Genomic DNA, 16,129 nt, shown 5'->3' with positions numbered 1-16,129 from the left:
TCAGATCACTGCAAGCGCCAGCGAAAGGCCCGAGAGGAACGCATCTTCGACCCGGTGCCCGGTGCACCAGTCGCCGGCCACGCCGATGCGTGCCTTGGCGTCCCACAGGTGGCTCTTGCCCACGGGCACCTGGGTCTGGGCTTCGGGCCAGCAGCGTGCCCGGGCGTGCGTGGGCGCGGCATGGATGCCGGTGATCTCGGCGAAGGCGCGCAGCAGCTTGGCCTCGACGCGCGCGGCATCGTCGCGCAGGTGCTCCTGCGACCAGGTGGCGCTGGCCTGCAGCGTCCAGCGCTCCACGCGTTCGCGGCCGGGCTTGGACGATTCGCGCGCCAGCCATGCCACGCGGTGATGGGTGCTGCGCGCCGCATTCCATTGCGGGCCGAGGTGCGACATGTTGGCCTGGTTGGCCTGCGGAAAGGCGATCATCAGCGTCCAGCAAGGCGCGATGCGCACCGGCTCGATCTTCTGGCTGATGGCGGCCGAAAGCTTGCCGTCACCCAGCAGCGCGCGCGTGCGCGAGGGCGGCACGGCCAGCAGCACGGCGTCGAAGCCCGAGTACACATGCTGCGAATCGTCTTCACCGGCGGTGCGCAGCTGCCAGCGCTTGGGGTCGAGCGCATCGGCTTCGATCTGCGTGACCTGCGTGTCGGCCACGAGGCTGTCGCCCAGCGGCGCGGCCCAGTGGGCCACCAGGGCGTCCATGCCCGGCTGCGCCACCCAGTGCGATTCGCGCCCGGGCAATGCGGCCTCGGCCACGCGGCCGTGCGCATCGAGCACGCGCACGAGGTTGGCGCTCCAGGGGCGGCAGAGGCTGGGCGTGGCTTCCAGCGCCAGCGCAAAGCGCGGATCGCGCACGGTGAAGTACTGCGCGCCGCTGTCGAAGCGGCCGAAGGCGGTGTCGACGCTCGCCATGCGCCCGCCGGGCGCGGCCTCGCGTTCGAACACCGTGACCTTGTGGCCGGCCTGCACCAGCGTCCGGGCGCAGGCGACTCCGGCAATGCCGGCGCCGACGACGGCGTAGTGGCGTGGAGCGGCGGGGGTTCGGTGGCGGTCGGCCGCCTTTGCAGTTGCGCGAGTGGTCATGAGGGACTCTTTTCTTGTGTACGGAGACGGATGGATGTGTCCGGACTCTACATCGGTCCGGGAGGCGGCTGGAGGACGTGTCCTGTTCAGGGCACGTGCACAGGCCACCGGGTACTCCCCTCCGCGAATGTCCCGCACCGAATCAACGCCCGCGATGCCGTTCGAGCAGAGCCCGCCGCGTGGCCTCGTGCTCGAACTGCGCGAGCCACCATTCGAGTGCGCGGCCCGGTCCGCCCGCGCTGCGCACGCGCCAGGCGCAGTGCATGGTCGCGAGCGGCGGCTGGCGTTCGGTCTTGCGCTCGACCAGGTGGCCGGCCTCGATGTAGGGCCGCGCCATCGGCTCGGGAAGGAAGCCGCCGCCCAGGCCGTGCAGCTGCGCGTTCAGCTTGGCCTGCATGCTCGGCACCGTGAGCACGTCCTGTCCACCGACCAGGTTGACCGTCATGCTCGGCCCGCTGCGCACCGAGTCGGCCGCGGCCACCGCGCGATGCTGGCGAAGCACCGCATCGGTCAATGGCTCGGGCAGGCGCGCGAGCGGATGGTGCGGCGCCACTGCATAGACAAAGCACAGCTCGCCGATCGGCCGGCTGCGGATGCCGGTGGCGGTGAAGGCCAGGCTCGCCGCGTCGAGCACCGCGCCAATGGCCAGGTCGGCCTCGCCGCTGGTCAGCGCCTCGATGGTGCCGAGCAGGGTTTCGTCGCGCAGCTTGAGCCGCGTGGGCGGATCGAGCGCGAAGAAGGCCGTGGCCAGGTCGAGCAGCGGGTCGCGCGCGATCACGCTGTCGACCGCAATGGTGAGCATCGGCTCCCAGCCGGTGGCCACGCGCTTGACGCGGTTGGCCACCGCATCGATCTCGCCGAGCAGCCGCGCCGCCTCGCGCAGCAGCTCGGCGCCGGCCTCGGTGATGCGGGCCTGGCGTGCGCTGCGGTCGAACAGCAGCACGTCGAGCGCGTCCTCGATCTGGCGCACGCGGTAGCTGAGCGCGCTGGGCACGAGGTTGAGCGCGCGCGCCGCGCCGGCAAAGCTGCCGGTGCTCGCCACGGTCTGCAGCATGGCGAGCGCATCGGGGGTCAGTACGTCTCTGGCGCTGGGCATGGCGGCTCCTTCGACCGGCGGATCGATCGATCAAAAAATTTGAATGATGCCATCAAAACCCGGCGCTTTTATCGATGGGGTGCGGGCCTAAAGTTCTTCACATCCGCTGCGCATCCGGCGCGGCATACGAAGAAGGCCCGAGCAACCCCCACGGGGCAGGGCCGAAGGAGTTTGACGATGTTGCAAGTCCGTAAATCACAGGAACGCGGTTATGCCGACCATGGCTGGCTGCGCTCGTTCCACAGCTTTTCCTTTGCCGGCTACTACGACCCGGCCCACATGGGTTTCGGCAACCTGCGGGTGATCAACGAAGACCGCGTGGCCGCGGGCGCCGGTTTCGGCACCCATGGCCACAAGGACATGGAGATCATCAGCTACGTGCTCTCGGGCGAACTGGCGCACAAGGACAGCATGGGCAATGTGGAATCCATCCCGCCGGGCGACGTGCAGCGCATGAGCGCGGGCCGCGGCGTGATGCACAGCGAGTTCAACCACAAGGCCGACGAGACCACGCACTTCCTGCAGATCTGGATCGAACCGAACGTGCGCGGCATTGCGCCCGGCTACGAGCAGAAGAAGTTCAGCGACGCCGAAAAGCGCGGCAAGCTGCGCCTGGTGGCCTCGCCCGACGGTGCCGACGGCTCGGTGACGGTGCACGCCGATGCGCGCCTCTTCGCAGGCCTGCTCGACGGCGATGAAACCGCCAGCCTGGCGCTCGATTCGAAGCGCAAGAGCTACGTGCACCTGGTGCGCGGCGAGCTCGAAGTCAATGGCCAGAAGCTCGCGGGCGGCGACGCCGCGATGCTCCAGGGCGAATCGCAGCTCACGCTCGGCGCCGGCAAGGATGCCGAAGTGCTGGTGTTCGACCTGGCGGCGTGATCCCGGGCCGGGCGCATGCCGCCCGGCCTTCTTTTTCCCCTGTTCTTTTTTCAGTTTCAACAACCCGAGGAGTTTTCACACATGGCAACCACAACCACCACCCCCAATGCAGCCCAGGACACGCTGGCGCTGGTCGGCCGCATCCTGATCGCGTACCTGTTCATCCCGGCCGGCATCGGCAAGCTCATGGGCTTTGCGGGCACCGTGGGCTACATCAACTCGGTGGGCCTGCCGCTGCCGGAAGTGGCGGCCGCGATCGCCATCCTGGTCGAGCTCGTCCTCGGCATCGCGCTGCTGGTGGGCTTCAAGACCCGCTGGACCGCCATTGCGATGGCCGTCTTCACCGTGGTCACCGCGCTGTTCTTCCACAAGTACTGGTCGGCGCCCGATGCAATGAAGATGATGCAGCAGATCAACTTCAACAAGAACATCGCCATTGCGGGCGGCCTGCTCGCCTTCGCCGCCTTCGGCCCCGGCCGCTTCAGCATCGACAAGCGCTGATTCCACAACCCGAACAAAGGAGTCCCTGAACATGGCAAACATCGTCGTCATCTTCCATTCCGGCTACGGCCATACCCAGCGCGTGGCGCAAGCCGTGGCCGATGGCGCGGACGCGCAGCTGCTCGCCATCGATGCCGATGGCAACCTGCCCGAAGGCGGCTGGGAGACGCTGGCCGCGGCCGACGCGATCATCTTCGGCTCGCCGACCTACATGGGCGGCGTGAGCTGGCAGTTCAAGAAATTTGCCGATGCGTCGTCGAAGGTCTGGTTCACGCAGGGCTGGAAGGACAAGCTCTTCGCGGGCTTCACCAACAGCGCCACCATGAACGGCGACAAGGTCGCGACCATGGCCTACCTGTGGACGCTTGCGATGCAGCACAGCGGCCTGTGGGTCAGCATGGGCATCCTGCCGAGCAACAGCAAGGCGGCTACGCGCGATTCGATGAACTACGTGGGCGGCTACGGCGGCCTGCTGACGCAGTCGCCTTCCGATGCGAGCCCGGCCGAGATGTTCAAGGGCGACTTCGACACGGCAAGGGCATTCGGCGAGCGTATTGCCACAGTGGCAAGATCGCGCGGATAAAACCCAGCCAACCACGGAGCCCCCGATGACCGATACCGCCGCACAGACCCAATTGCTTCAACCACACGACAAGGACCTGGGCGGCGGCTTCAATGTGCGGCGCCTGCTGCCCGCGGCGCAGCGCCGCTCGGTGGGCCCGTTCGTGTTCTTCGACCACTTCGGCCCGGCCACCGAGCAGCCCGGCATGGCGCACGACGTGCGGCCGCATCCGCACATCGGCCTGTCCACGGTCACCTATCTTTTCGAGGGCGCGATGATGCATCGCGACAGCCTCGGCAGCGTGCAGGAGATCCTGCCCGGCGCGATCAACTGGATGACCGCGGGGCGCGGCATCGTGCACTCCGAGCGCAAGCCCGAGCGCCTCAAGGCCGACACCTACGTGAACCACGGGCTGCAGCTCTGGGCTGCCTTGCCGCAGGCGCACGAAGAAATCGAGCCGAGCTTCGAGCACACGCCGGCCGGTGGCATTCCGCAGGTGGTGGAGCAGGGCGTGGCGGTGCGCGTGCTGGTGGGCGAGGCCTTTGGCCAACGCTCGCCGGTCAAGACGCTGTCGCAGACGATCTACCTCGACATCGCATTGCCCGCGGGCGGCCGCTTCGAGCTGCCCGCGCTGGCGCCCGAATTGGCGGTGTATGCCGTCGATGCCGATGTGCGCGTCAATGGCGAAGCGATCCCCGCGCACACGATGGCTGTTCTGCCCGACGGCCAGGGCGCAGTGCTGGCTTGCGACACCGCGGCGCGCCTGATGGTGATCGGCGGCGAGCCGCTCGACGGCCCGCGCTACATCACCTGGAATTTCGTATCGAGCCGGCGCGAGCGCATCCTCGAAGCCGGCTCCGACTGGGCTGCGCAGCGCATGGGACATGTGCCTGGCGAGACCGAGTTCATTCCGCTGCCCGGCAAGCCCTTTGGCGTGCGCGAACCCGACGTGGGCACCACGCCGGTCTGATCTCCAAAGCGCGTGGCCGGCAACCCGCCGGCTATTTCTTCAGGCCGCTGCTGAGGCCCACGTCTTCCGCTGCACGCGCACTGGCATCGGCCGCACGTGCGCTCAGGTCGGGCGCGAGCGCGCGCCGGCCGTCGAACACGAAGCAGTCGCCGTGGTAGTGCGCACCGCCGACCTCTTCGAAATATTTGAGGATGCCGCCTTCGAGCTGCAGCACGTTCTCGATGCCTTCCTCGCGCATCAGGATGGCGGCCTTCTCGCAGCGGATGCCGCCGGTGCAGAAGCTCACCACGGTCTTGCCCGCGAAATCGGCGCGGTGCGCCTTGAGCGCGGGCGGGAATTCGGTGAACTTGGTGATGCGCCAGTCGATTGCGCCGTCGAAGCTGCCTTCGTCGACCTCGAAGTCGTTGCGCGTGTCGAGCAGCGCGATTTCCCGGCCTTCATCGTCGTGGCCTTGGTCGAGCCAGCGCTTGAGCGTGGGCGCGTCCACGCCCGGCGCGCGGCCCGCTGCCGGCTGGATGGCCGGATGGTCCATGCGGATGATCTCGCGCTTGAGTTTCACCAGCATGCGGCGGAAGGGCTGCGCGGCGGACCAGCTTTCCTTGGTTTCGAGGTCGGCGAAGCGCACATCGGCGCGCAGGCCGGCCACGAAGCTGCGCACGGCATCGGGCAGCCCCGCCAGGAACAGGTTGATGCCCTCGGGCGCCAGCAGGATGGTGCCCATGAGGCCCAGGGCCTGGGCGCGCTCGCGCAGGTCTTCGCGCAGCACGGGGCTGTCGTCGATGGCCACGAATTTGTAGGCCGCGATATTCAAAATCTCTTGCACGGGGGGCGATTGTAGGGATTGCCAACCCACATCGTGGAGGCGGTGCTTTCTACAATGGAAGGATGTTTGTTCACCTGCGCCTGCACACCGAGTTTTCCGTCGTCGACGGCACCAACCGCATCGACGAAGTCGTCAAGGCCGCCGCTGCCGACAAGCAGCCCGCACTGGCCATCACCGACCTGAACAACCTGTTCGGGGCGGTCAAGTTCTACAAGCAGGGGCGAAGCAAGGGCGTCAAGCCGGTCATCGGCGCTGAAATCTTCATCGAAGGCCTGGGCAAGGAGCCCGGCGTGCTCACCCGCATCGTGCTGCTGGTGCAGAACATGGAGGGCTACCTGCACCTGTCCGAGCTGCTGGCGCGCGCCTGGACGCAGAACGTGGGCCGCGGCCAGTCGCAGGCGGCCTGCAAGCTCGAATGGCTCCAGGAGCTGCAGGGCGGACTGATCGCGCTGTCGGGCGCGCAGGCCGGCCCCCTGGGCGCACCGCTGCTGCAGGGGCAGGAAGAGCGCGCCGCCGAGCTGGCGCTGCAGCTGGCGGGCATGTTCCCGCATCGTTTCTACATCGAGCTGCAGCGCGCGGGCCGCCCCGAGGACGAGCCGCACGTGATTGCCGCCGTGAAGCTCGCGGCCCGGCTGCGCCTGCCGGTGGTCGCGACGCACCCGGTGCAGTTTGCCGAACGCCAGGACTACGAGGCGCACGAGGCGCGCGTCTGCATCTCGGAAGGTGAAATCCTCGGCAACCCGCGCCGCGTGCGCAAGTTCACCGAGGAGCAGTACTTCAAGTCGAGCGCCGAGATGCAGGCGCTCTTTGCCGACGTGCCGAGCGCGCTGGCCAACACGGTCGAGATCGCCAAGCGCTGCAACCTCACGCTGGTGCTCGGCAAGCCGCAGCTGCCCGATTTTCCGACGCCCTTCATCAGCGAAGGCGTGCGCATGCCGATCGACGAGTTCTTCCGCCAGGAGTCCTTCCTGGGCCTGGAAGAACGCCTGGCGCACCTCTATCCCGATCCGGCCAGGCGCGAGGCCGAGCGGCCACGCTATGTGGAGCGGCTCGAGTTCGAGATCAACACGATCCTGAACATGGGCTTCCCGGGCTACTTCCTGATCGTGGGCGACTTCATCAAGTGGGCCAAGAACAACGGCTGCCCGGTGGGCCCGGGCCGGGGCTCGGGCGCCGGTTCGCTGGTGGCCTATGCGCTGAAGATCACCGACCTCGATCCGCTTGAATACAAGCTGCTGTTCGAACGTTTCCTGAACCCCGAGCGCGTCTCGATGCCCGACTTCGACATCGACTTCTGCCAGGGCAACCGCGACCGCGTGATCGACTACGTCAAGGACAAGTACGGCCGCGATGCCGTGAGCCAGATCGCCACCTTCGGAACGATGGCCGCGCGCGCCGCCATCCGCGACGTGGGGCGCGTGCTCGACATGAGCTACATGTTCTGCGACGGCATCAGCAAGCTCATTCCCAACAAGCCGGGCCAGCCCGTCACCATCCAGTATCCGCCCAACCCCAAGGTGGAAGGCGACAAGAACAACTACGCCATCGAGATGGAGCCGCAGCTCGCGGCGCGCATCGAGAAGGAAGAAGAAGTGCGCATGCTGGTCGAGCTCGCGCAGAAGCTCGAAGGCATGACCCGCAACATCGGCATGCACGCGGGCGGCGTGCTGATTGCGCCCGGCAAGCTCACCGATTTCTGCCCGCTCTACCAGCAGCCCGGCAGCGACTCGGCCGTGAGCCAGTACGACAAGGACGACGTGGAGGCCATCGGCCTCGTGAAGTTCGACTTCCTGGGCCTGGCCACGCTCACGATCCTCGAGATCGCGAAAGAGTTCATCGTCAAGCGCCACAAGGGCCAGGAGAACTTCGCGTACGAGAACATCAAGCTCGACGACCGCGAGACCTACAAGCTGTTCTCCGAGGGCAAGACCGAAGCGGTGTTCCAGTTTGAAAGCCGCGGCATGCAGGGCATGCTGAAGGATGCGCGGCCGACGCGCCTGGAGGACCTGATCGCGCTCAACGCGCTGTACCGTCCGGGCCCGATGGACCTGATCCCGAGCTTCGTGGCGCGCAAGCACGGCCGCGAAGAGGTGGAGTACCCGCACCCGGCCGTGGCCGAGATGCTCTCCGAGACCTACGGGATCATGGTCTACCAGGAGCAGGTGATGCAGACCGCGCAGATCCTGGGCGGCTATTCGCTCGGCGGCGCCGACCTGCTGCGCCGCGCCATGGGCAAGAAAAAGCTCGAGGAGATGGCCGAGCACCGCGAGAAATTCCGCGCGGGCGCGCTCTCGACGCACGGCATTCCCCAGGACAAGGCCGACGAGATCTTCGACTTGATGGAGAAGTTCGCGGGCTACGGCTTCAACAAGTCGCACGCCGCCGCCTACTCTCTGCTGGCGTACCACACCGGTTGGCTCAAGGTCCACTACACGGCCGAGTTCTTCTGCGCCAACATGACCGTGGAAATGGACGACACCGACAAGCTCAAGGTGCTGTTCGAGGACGCGCAGAAGAACTTCGGCATCACCTTCGAGCCGCCGGACGTGAACCGCGGCAACTACCGTTTCGAGCCGGTCACCGACAAGGTGATCCGCTATGGCCTGGGGGCGGTCAAGGGCACGGGCCAGCTCGCGGTCGAGGCCGTGGTGCGCGCACGCGAAGAAGGCGGGCCCTTCAAGAGCTTGTTCGATTTCTGCGTGCGCATCGACCGCCAGCGCATCAACAAGCGCACGGTCGAAGCGCTCATCAAGGCCGGCGCCTTCGATTCGATCCAGCAGAACCGCGCCTCGCTCATCGCCTCGGTCGACCGCGCCTTCGAGTTTGCGGCCGCCACCGAGGCCAATGCCGCGCAGGTCGACATCTTCGGCGACAGCGAGCACGGCTCCGCCACGCAGGAGCCCGAGCTGGTGGACGCCACGCCCTGGGGCGTGAAGGAGCGGCTCACCTTCGAGAAGACGGCCGTCGGCTTCTATCTCTCAGGCCACCTGTTCGACGAGGTGGCGCACGAGGTGCGGCGCTTCTGCAAGCGCGAGATCGGCGACCTCATGGACACGCGCGAGCAGCAGGTGATCGCGGGCATCGTGAGCGATTTCCGCGTGATCAACGGCCAGCGCGGCCGGCTGGCGATCTTCAAGCTCGACGACAAGTCCGATGCCATCGACGCCACCGCCGACGAGGCGCTGATCAACGCGAACCGCAACACCCTGAAGGACGACGAACTGGTGATCGTGAGCGGCCGGCTGCAGCCGGGCCGCGGCGGCTTCGAGGCCCGCTTCCAGGTGCAGCAGGTGTGGGACCTGGCCACCGCGCGCTGCCGCTTCGGAAAATTCCTGCGCGTGGCGGTCAATGGCAAGGCGCCCGACATCGCGCGCCTGGTGAAAGACTTTCCGCCGCGCACCGAGCAGAGCGAGCACGGCGACCTCGTGCAGGGGCTGCCGGTGCGCCTGTCGATGGCGCGCGGCGGTGCGCAGGTCGAGCTGCAGCTGGGCGAGCGCGCGAAGTTCTTCCCGACCGACGCCGCGCTCGCGAGCTGGACGGCGCAGGCGGAAGCCGGCAAGGCCTCGGTGGTCTACGAGTGAGCGGCGAGGCGGCCGGGCGCGCTTGGCGCCTGGCCGGCCCTGCAACTACCGCTTGGGCCGCAGCGAGACGATCAGCGACGGGAAGATGCGCCCGTCGGTGTCGCGCGGCAGCTTGTCGGTCTTGTGCAGGCCGCGTTCGGCGGCTTCGTCCCAGCTGGGCAGTCCGCTCGACTTGGTCAGCTTGACGCCGACGATGGTGCCGTCCGGTGCCAGGTTCACCTCGAACTCGGCCGCCGGATTGCCGTTGACCGTCTCGGCATCGGGGAAGGTGATGTTGGGGCGCACCGCCGCGGCAATGCGTCCGGCGTAGCCGCTCGACGGTCCTGACGAGCGCATTGCCGTGCCCTTGGAATCGTCGCTGCCGCTCGCGCCCGCGAGGCCCTGCATGCGCTTGAGCGTTGCGGCGCGGTCGGCCGCGGCCTGCTTGGCTGCGGCTTCCTGCTGCTTCTTCGCTTCGGCCTGCTTGGCCTCGGCCTCCTGCTGCTGTTTCTTCTGCTGTTCGGCGAGCTTTTGCTGCTGCGCCTTCTTGCGTTCGGCTTCGTCTTCGGCGCGCTGCTTGGCTTCGAGCTCCTTCTTGCGCTGCTGTTGCTGGCGCTCGAGCTCGCGCTCCTTCTGTTCCTTTTCTTCCTTGAGCTTTTTCTCGCGCTCGAGGGCGATGTCCGGCGCGCGCGGCGGCGGTGCGGGCTCGGGGGCCTTCACCTGAGGCGGCGGTGGCGGCGGAGGAGGCGCAGGCGGCGGAGGCGCGGGAGCGGGCGTGGGTGCCTGCGGCGCCGACAGGCGCGGCGCAGCCTGCTGCACCGTGGAAGACCACAGCTCCGCATCGACGGCGCCTTCGTCGGCATCGCTGCGCCAGCGCACTCCCCACGTCAGCGCGGCAATCAGCAGCGCGTGCGCAACCAGCGCGAGCAGCACCGCGCGCGGCGTGCCGCGCTGCGGCGGTGGTGCGAACTCGGGGCGATCCAGTGCGAGCGACATGCCTTATTTGCCGCCCGTGGTGGTGACGGACAGGCCCACGCGCTCGATGCCGCTGCGCTTGAGCTGGTTCATCGCCTTCACGACGGTTTCGTACTTCACGGACTTGTCGGCGCTGATGACCACCGGGCGCTGGTCGTCGCCGCCCTGGGCGGTCTTGGCCGCGGAGCCGATCTGGGTCATGGGAACGGAGGTGCCGCCGCTGCCGGTGGACGGGTCCTTCTTGATCTGCGCTTCGTCATCGCTCTTGATGACGATCTCGATGGGCTTGTCGGGCTGCTTGTTGGCACGGTCGACGGAGGGCAGGTTGATCACGCTCGGCGTGATGAGCGGCGCGGTGACCATGAAGATGATCAGCAGCACCAGCATCACGTCGATGAACGGGACCATGTTGATCTCGTTGATCGTGCGGCGGCCTCGGCCCCGGGATGAAACTGCGGGCATGGGCTGTAACCTCCGCTCAGCGGTTGGCCGGAGCCGCCGAAGTTGCCGACGCCACCGCGGCCGGGTTGGCCGAGAGGTTGCGCTGCAGGATGTTGGAGAACTCCTCGATGTAGGTCTCCAGGGCAATCGCGATCTTGTCGATCTCGCGTGCGAAGCGGTTGTAGCCCACCACCGCCGGAATGGCGGCGAACAGGCCGATGGCGGTGGCCACCAGCGCTTCGGCAATGCCGGGTGCCACGGTGGCCAGCGTCACCTGCGCGAGCGCGGCCAGGCCGGTGAAGGCATGCATGATCCCCCAGACCGTGCCGAAGAGGCCCACATACGGCGACACCGAACCGACGGTCGCCAGGAACGACAGGTTCTGCTCGGCCGCGTCGAGTTCGCGCTGGAAGCTCGCGCGCATGGCGCGGCGGGCACCGTCGAGCAGCGTGGGGGCGTCGCTCACATGGCGCTCGCGCAGCTTCTGGTACTCGCGCATGCCCGAGGCGAAGATGCGCTCCATGGGCCCCGCGAACTTGGCGTTCTGCGCGGCCGAGGCGAACAGCTCGTTCAGGCTGGTGCCCGACCAGAACTCGCGCTCGAAGTCGTCGTTGAGCGCGCGCATGCGGCGCAGCGCGAAGTACTTGCGGATGATCGCGGCCCAGCTGGCGATCGAGACGATCACGAGCAGCAGCACGACCAGTTGCACCACGAAGCTCGCATGGAGCAGGAGATTGATGATGGAGAGGTCTTGGTTCATGGCTTGAAAGGTTGAGTCATGGAGCCGCCGCAGCGCTCGAGGGTTCCCGCAACTTGGGCTGGTATGCGCGCAGGACGCAATGTGGAGGCATCCACCCAGCCGATGCGTATCGTGCCTTCGCACAGCAGGACGGGTGCCGCGGCTCCCGTTCGTTCTTGCTCTGTTTTTGATAGCACCTGTTGACCGATTATCAACGACGCCGTGCCCATTTGTTGGAGATCGGCTGTAACCAGCAGTTCGTCGTCGAGCCGGGAGGGGCGATGGTATTTGAGCTGCGTTTCGCTCACCACGAACTGGCCGCCGGTTTCCTCGCGCAGCTTTCGCTGCTCGATGCCCAGCGAGCGCAGCCATTCGGTGCGGCCGCGCTCCATGAACTTGAGGTAGTTGGCGTAGAACACGATGCCGCCGGCGTCGGTGTCTTCCCAGTAGACGCGGATCGGAAACGCGTAGCTCATCGGGCGGGGTTCGCGATCATCGCGCGCAGGCGCTCGACCGATTCCTGCAGGTGCGCCATCGAGCTGGCGGTGGAGAAGCGCACGAACCGGCTGGTCTCGGCCGTGCCGAAATCGCGGCCCGGCGTCACGGCCACGTGGGCGCGCTTCATGGTTTCGAAGGCGAAATCCCAGCTGCCCGAGATGCCCAGCTTCTCGGCGACCGCGGTGCAGTCGGCCCAGGCGTAGAAGGCGCCATCGGGCACCACCGGCACGGTCAGGCCCAGCGCATTCAACTGCGGAATGAACCAGTCGCGGCGCGCCTTGAACTCGGCGCGGCGGCGCTCGTATTCGGCAATGCTCTCGGCCTCGAAGCAGGCGAGCGCGGCGTACTGCGACACGGTGCTCGCGCAGATGAAGAGGTTCTGCGCCAGCCGCTCGACCACCGGCACCAGCGCCTCGGGCACCACCAGCCAGCCCAGGCGCCAGCCGGTCATGTTGAAGTACTTGCTGAAGCTGTTGATGCTGATGACGTTGTCGTCGATGGCCAATGCCGTCTGCCCGAAGGCATCGTCGTGCGAAAGGCCCAGGTAGATCTCGTCGATCAGCGTGATGCCGCCGCGCTGCGACACCACCTCGTGGATGCGGCGCAGTTCATCGGGCGCGATCGAGGTGCCGGTCGGGTTGGAGGGCGAGGCGAGGAGCACGCCGCGCGTCTTCTCGGTCCAGGCGGCCTCGACCTTGGCGGCCGTGAGCTGGAAGCGCTCTTCGGCCGTGGTCGGCACCAGCACGGCCTTGCCGTCCGCGGCGCTCACGAAGTGGCGGTTGCAGGGATAGCTGGGGTCGGGCAGAAGGATCTCGTCGCCGGATTCGATCAGCGCCAGGCAGGCCAGCTGCAGCGCAGCCGAAGCCCCCGCGGTCACCACGATGCGGCGGGCCGGCACATCGACGCCGAAGCGCTGCGCGTACCAGCCGCTGATGCGCTCGCGCAGCAGCTCCAGGCCGGTGGCCTGGGTGTACTGCGTGGCGCCGGCACGCACGGCGCGGGCGGCGGCTTCCTGCACCAGCGGCGGGGCGGTGAAGTCGGGCTCGCCGATGTTCAGGAAGATCATCGGCCGGTCGGTGTGGGCCACCTCGCGGGCGAGCACGCCGGCGGCCTTGGCCACCTCCATCACGTAGAAGGGTTCGATGCGCTGTGCGCGCGCCGAAATTCTCACGCTCTGGCCTTGCCCGAGGCCCGGTCGGCCTCGACCTCGGCGGCGCGCAATTGCGGCGCCAGGCCGTTGAGCACGGCGTTCACGTACTTGTGGCCGTCGGTGCCGCCGAATTCCTTGGCAAGCTCGATGCACTCGTTGAGCACCACGCGCCATGGCACGTCCAGGCAGTGCTGGAACTCGTACACGCCGATCCACATCACGGCGTGTTCGATCGGCGATATTTCTTCGAACTTGCGGTCCAGCAGCGGGCGGATCAGTGCGTCGAGCTGCTCGGCGCCTTCGATCGAGCCGTGCAGCAGAGCGTCGTAGTGCGCGGCGTCGGCCTTGTGGAAGCCCGCGAGGTCGCGCGTGAAGTGGTCGATCTCGGTCGGGTCGTTGCGGCCCACCAGGTGCTGGTAGAGCGCCTGCAGCGCGAATTCGCGCGCGCGGCTGCGGTTCGACTTGGCCGAGGCCTTGCGCGCGCCGGTGCTGGTGAGGCCGGTACGCACTTGCCGCGCCGGGCGCGGCTTGGCGCCGGCTGCCTTGTTGTTGTCTTCGGTCATGTGAGGGAGGCCAGCAGCCGCGCCATCTCGACAGCCACCTGGGCCGCGTCGCGGCCCTTGTCGGTCTGCCGGGCAATGGCTTGTTCGAGGTTTTCGGTCGTGAGGATCGCGTTGGCGATGGGAAGGCGATGGTCGAGCGCCACGCGGCTCACGCTCGCGCCCGATTCGTTGGCCACCAGTTCGAAGTGGTAGGTCTCGCCGCGGATGATGCAGCCCAGCGCCACCAGCGCGTGGTAGCCGCCGCGCACGGCCATGGCCTGCAGCGCGACCGGCACTTCGAGCGCGCCGGGAACCAGCACATGGTGGATGTCCTCCGCGGCCACGCCCAGCTTCTCGAGCTCGGCCAGGCAGGCGGCGGCGAGCGCATCGGTGATGTCGGCGTTGAAGCGCGCCTGCACGATGCCGATGCGCAGGCCTTTTCCGTCGAGCGGCGTGTTGTGGTCAGCGCCCTTGTTTGCACCTTGCATGGTGGTCAGTCTTTCGTGAGGTAGCCGGCAATTTCGAGGCCGTAGCCTGCGGCCATGCTCGGCATGCGGCGGGGCGTGCCGAGCAGGTTCATCTTGTGCACGCCGCATTCGCGCAGGATCTGCGCGCCGATGCCGTAGCTGCGCAGGTCCATGCGGCCGCGCTCGGGGGCTTGCGCGGGCCGCGCGGTGCCGTCGAATTGCGCGAGCAGTTCGCCAGCCGTTTCGCCGCAATTGAGCAGCACGGCCACGCCCTTGCCCTCGTTTGCGATGTGCGCGAGGCTGGCGTCCAGGCTCCACGAGTGCAGCGAGCGGTTGATTTCGAGCGCGTCGAGCACCGAGAGCGGCTCGTGCACGCGCACCGACACCGTGTCTTCGGGCGTCCACTTGCCGCGCACCAGCGCCAGGTGCACGCCGCGGCTCGGCTTGTCGGTGAAGGCATGGGCGGTGAAGCTGCCCCAGGCGGTCTGGATCTCGCGGCAGCCGACCTTCTCGACCAGCGATTCGGTGCGGCTGCGGTGCTCGATGAGCGCGGCAATGGTGCCGATCTTCAGGCCGTGTTCGGCCGCGAAGATCTGCAGGTCGGGCAGGCGCGCCATGGTGCCGTCCTCGTTCATCACCTCGCAGATCACCGAGGCGGGCGAGCAGCCGGCCATCGCGGCCAGGTCGCAGCCGGCTTCGGTATGGCCGGCGCGCATCAGCACGCCGCCGTCCACCGCCTGCAGCGGAAAGATGTGGCCGGGCTGCACCAGGTCGCTGGCCACGGCGTTGCGCGCCACCGCCGCCTGAACGGTGCGCGCGCGGTCGGCCGCCGAGATGCCGGTGGTCACGCCTTCGGCCGCCTCGATGGACACGGTGAAGGCCGTCGAATGCTTGGCGCCGTTGCGCGACACCATGGGCGGCAACTGCAGCCGCTCGCACATCTCGCGCGAGAGCGTGAGGCAGATCAGCCCGCGCGCATGGCGCGCCATGAAGTTGATGGCCTCGGGCGTGATGTGGTCGGCCGCAATGACGATGTCGCCTTCGTTCTCGCGGTCTTCCTCGTCCACCAGGATCACCATGCGGCCGGCGGCGAGCTCGGCCACGATCTCCTCGACCGAGGAAATCGGCGCGGGTGCCCGCGTGCCGCGGGGAGCGCCGATGGGCGTGACGGAAGCGTTCATTCGGCTGTGTCCTTGGAATACGTGGAAGGGGTCGGCACCAGCACGCCGGCCTGGAGCATGCGCTCCACGTAGCGCGCCACGGTGTCGATTTCGAGATTGACCCTGGAGCCGGCCTGCAGGCTGCCGAGGGAGGTGTTGTCGACGGTGTGCGGGATCAGGTTGATGCTGATTTCCGCGCCGCCGTCGATGTCGCTCACGCTGTTGACCGTGAGGCTCACGCCGTTGACCGTGATCGAGCCCTTGTACGCCAGGAAGCGCGCGAGCGCGGGCGGGGCCACCACGCGCAGCTCCCAGCTTTCGCCCACGGGCGCGAAGTGGCTGACCGTGCCGATGCCGTCCACATGGCCGGAGACGATGTGGCCGCCGAGACGGTCGCTGGCGCGCAGCGCCTTCTCGAGGTTGATGCGGGCGCCTTCTTCGGTCAGCCCCGCGGTCTTGTCGAGCGATTCGGCCGAGATGTCGATGGTGAACTGCTGCCGGGCGGGGTCGAGCGTGGTCACGGTCATGCACGCGCCGTTGAGCGCAATGCTGTCGCCGAGCCCGACGTCGTCGAGGTAGCCGTCGGGCACCGCAATGCCGAGTCTTTTGCCGTAGGAGGAGGAGGGGCCGAGGTCGTGGATGGCGGCGATGCGCCCCACGCCGGTGATGATTCCGGTGAACAT

Annotated in this window: 17 protein-coding genes; 5 read left to right on the top strand and 12 right to left on the bottom strand. The window is 67.7% G+C overall.

All coding sequences use genetic code 11. The features are described from left to right. Both ACAM58_RS15085 and ACAM58_RS15080 read right to left on the bottom strand, forming a co-directional pair. Entirely contained in the window at positions 1-1,083 is a 1,083-nt protein-coding gene (locus ACAM58_RS15085; protein ID WP_012748224.1) for an FAD-dependent oxidoreductase, read from the bottom strand. A 142-nt stretch (positions 1,084-1,225) separates the two neighbouring features. After that, positions 1,226-2,179, bottom strand: coding sequence for a LysR family transcriptional regulator (locus ACAM58_RS15080; RefSeq protein ID WP_012748223.1), 954 nt, complete (start codon positions 2,177-2,179; stop codon positions 1,226-1,228). 177 nt (positions 2,180-2,356) lie between these two features. Here ACAM58_RS15080 and ACAM58_RS15075 point away from each other — a divergent pair, with 177 nt between their 5' ends. Genes ACAM58_RS15075 through ACAM58_RS15060 form a run of 4 tightly spaced genes read left to right on the top strand, consistent with a single transcriptional unit; the run spans position 2,357 to position 5,091 of the window. Next, positions 2,357-3,058 (top strand): pirin family protein, encoded by a 702-nt coding sequence (locus ACAM58_RS15075; protein WP_012748222.1) that lies wholly within the window; start codon positions 2,357-2,359, stop codon positions 3,056-3,058. A gap of 15 nt (positions 3,059-3,073) precedes the next feature. Next, a complete protein-coding gene (locus ACAM58_RS15070; protein ID WP_369663072.1) occupies positions 3,074-3,559 on the top strand; it encodes a DoxX family protein in 486 nt (161 codons plus the stop codon). Positions 3,560-3,590: 31 nt separating this feature from the next. After that, complete coding sequence (locus tag ACAM58_RS15065) at positions 3,591-4,142, top strand: flavodoxin family protein (protein ID WP_012748220.1); 552 nt, start codon at positions 3,591-3,593, stop codon at positions 4,140-4,142. A 25-nt stretch (positions 4,143-4,167) separates the two neighbouring features. After that, on the top strand, positions 4,168-5,091 hold the full coding sequence (locus tag ACAM58_RS15060; protein WP_012748219.1) for a pirin family protein: 924 nt from the start codon (positions 4,168-4,170) through the stop codon (positions 5,089-5,091). A gap of 31 nt (positions 5,092-5,122) precedes the next feature. Here ACAM58_RS15060 and ACAM58_RS15055 read toward each other — a convergent pair whose 3' ends face one another. Next, on the bottom strand, positions 5,123-5,914 hold the full coding sequence (locus ACAM58_RS15055; protein ID WP_012748218.1) for a sulfurtransferase: 792 nt from the start codon (positions 5,912-5,914) through the stop codon (positions 5,123-5,125). A gap of 62 nt (positions 5,915-5,976) precedes the next feature. Between ACAM58_RS15055 and dnaE the strand changes: the two genes are divergently transcribed. Then, the gene (gene dnaE / locus ACAM58_RS15050) at positions 5,977-9,495 is read left to right on the top strand and encodes a DNA polymerase III subunit alpha (protein WP_012748217.1); all 3,519 of its coding nucleotides are present in this window, start codon (positions 5,977-5,979) and stop codon (positions 9,493-9,495) included. A gap of 45 nt (positions 9,496-9,540) precedes the next feature. Here dnaE and ACAM58_RS15045 read toward each other — a convergent pair whose 3' ends face one another. The 9 genes from ACAM58_RS15045 to ACAM58_RS15005 are packed head-to-tail and all read right to left on the bottom strand — an operon-like array spanning position 9,541 to position 16,129. After that, entirely contained in the window at positions 9,541-10,470 is a 930-nt protein-coding gene (locus tag ACAM58_RS15045) for a cell envelope integrity protein TolA (protein ID WP_012748216.1), read from the bottom strand. 3 nt (positions 10,471-10,473) lie between these two features. Continuing rightward, positions 10,474-10,911, bottom strand: coding sequence for a biopolymer transporter ExbD (locus tag ACAM58_RS15040; RefSeq protein ID WP_012748215.1), 438 nt, complete (start codon positions 10,909-10,911; stop codon positions 10,474-10,476). A gap of 16 nt (positions 10,912-10,927) precedes the next feature. Further along, positions 10,928-11,650, bottom strand: coding sequence for a protein TolQ (gene tolQ / locus ACAM58_RS15035; protein WP_012748214.1), 723 nt, complete (start codon positions 11,648-11,650; stop codon positions 10,928-10,930). Continuing rightward, positions 11,647-12,105 (bottom strand): tol-pal system-associated acyl-CoA thioesterase, encoded by a 459-nt coding sequence (ybgC, locus tag ACAM58_RS15030; protein WP_012748213.1) that lies wholly within the window; start codon positions 12,103-12,105, stop codon positions 11,647-11,649. The genes tolQ and ybgC overlap by 4 nt, the downstream gene beginning before the upstream one ends. Further along, positions 12,102-13,298: a pyridoxal phosphate-dependent aminotransferase gene (locus ACAM58_RS15025; RefSeq protein ID WP_012748212.1), complete on the bottom strand. Its 1,197-nt coding sequence runs from the start codon at positions 13,296-13,298 to the stop codon at positions 12,102-12,104. The genes ybgC and ACAM58_RS15025 overlap by 4 nt, the downstream gene beginning before the upstream one ends. Further along, on the bottom strand, positions 13,295-13,840 hold the full coding sequence (nusB, locus tag ACAM58_RS15020) for a transcription antitermination factor NusB (RefSeq protein WP_012748211.1): 546 nt from the start codon (positions 13,838-13,840) through the stop codon (positions 13,295-13,297). Before nusB ends, ACAM58_RS15025 begins: the two co-directional genes overlap by 4 nt. Next, positions 13,837-14,307 (bottom strand): 6,7-dimethyl-8-ribityllumazine synthase, encoded by a 471-nt coding sequence (gene ribH / locus ACAM58_RS15015; RefSeq protein ID WP_012748210.1) that lies wholly within the window; start codon positions 14,305-14,307, stop codon positions 13,837-13,839. Before ribH ends, nusB begins: the two co-directional genes overlap by 4 nt. A 5-nt stretch (positions 14,308-14,312) precedes the next feature. Next, positions 14,313-15,467: a bifunctional 3,4-dihydroxy-2-butanone-4-phosphate synthase/GTP cyclohydrolase II gene (gene ribBA / locus ACAM58_RS15010; protein ID WP_012748209.1), complete on the bottom strand. Its 1,155-nt coding sequence runs from the start codon at positions 15,465-15,467 to the stop codon at positions 14,313-14,315. Beyond that, positions 15,464-16,129: a riboflavin synthase gene (locus ACAM58_RS15005; RefSeq protein ID WP_041945525.1), complete on the bottom strand. Its 666-nt coding sequence runs from the start codon at positions 16,127-16,129 to the stop codon at positions 15,464-15,466. Before ACAM58_RS15005 ends, ribBA begins: the two co-directional genes overlap by 4 nt.

This window comes from Variovorax sp. V116, assembly GCF_041154435.1.
Taxonomy (GTDB): Bacteria; Pseudomonadota; Gammaproteobacteria; order Burkholderiales; family Burkholderiaceae_C; genus Variovorax; species Variovorax paradoxus.
The sequence above is the reverse complement of the archived record's forward strand: the minus strand, read 5'-3'. Positions and strand labels throughout refer to the sequence as shown.

Coding starts and splice junctions, on each gene's coding strand:
- ybgC (WP_012748213.1), bottom strand. CDS start 12,105: ATGAGCTACGCGTTTCCGATCCGCGTCTACTGGGAAGACACCGACGCC.
- ACAM58_RS15040 (WP_012748215.1), bottom strand. CDS start 10,911: ATGCCCGCAGTTTCATCCCGGGGCCGAGGCCGCCGCACGATCAACGAG.
- ACAM58_RS15005 (WP_041945525.1), bottom strand. CDS start 16,129: ATGTTCACCGGAATCATCACCGGCGTGGGGCGCATCGCCGCCATCCAC.
- ACAM58_RS15045 (WP_012748216.1), bottom strand. CDS start 10,470: ATGTCGCTCGCACTGGATCGCCCCGAGTTCGCACCACCGCCGCAGCGC.
- ribBA (WP_012748209.1), bottom strand. CDS start 15,467: ATGAACGCTTCCGTCACGCCCATCGGCGCTCCCCGCGGCACGCGGGCA.
- tolQ (WP_012748214.1), bottom strand. CDS start 11,650: ATGAACCAAGACCTCTCCATCATCAATCTCCTGCTCCATGCGAGCTTC.
- nusB (WP_012748211.1), bottom strand. CDS start 13,840: ATGACCGAAGACAACAACAAGGCAGCCGGCGCCAAGCCGCGCCCGGCG.
- ACAM58_RS15080 (WP_012748223.1), bottom strand. CDS start 2,179: ATGCCCAGCGCCAGAGACGTACTGACCCCCGATGCGCTCGCCATGCTG.
- ACAM58_RS15085 (WP_012748224.1), bottom strand. CDS start 1,083: ATGACCACTCGCGCAACTGCAAAGGCGGCCGACCGCCACCGAACCCCC.
- ACAM58_RS15070 (WP_369663072.1), top strand. CDS start 3,074: ATGCCGCCCGGCCTTCTTTTTCCCCTGTTCTTTTTTCAGTTTCAACAA.
- ACAM58_RS15060 (WP_012748219.1), top strand. CDS start 4,168: ATGACCGATACCGCCGCACAGACCCAATTGCTTCAACCACACGACAAG.
- ACAM58_RS15065 (WP_012748220.1), top strand. CDS start 3,591: ATGGCAAACATCGTCGTCATCTTCCATTCCGGCTACGGCCATACCCAG.
- ribH (WP_012748210.1), bottom strand. CDS start 14,307: ATGCAAGGTGCAAACAAGGGCGCTGACCACAACACGCCGCTCGACGGA.
- dnaE (WP_012748217.1), top strand. CDS start 5,977: ATGTTTGTTCACCTGCGCCTGCACACCGAGTTTTCCGTCGTCGACGGC.
- ACAM58_RS15075 (WP_012748222.1), top strand. CDS start 2,357: ATGTTGCAAGTCCGTAAATCACAGGAACGCGGTTATGCCGACCATGGC.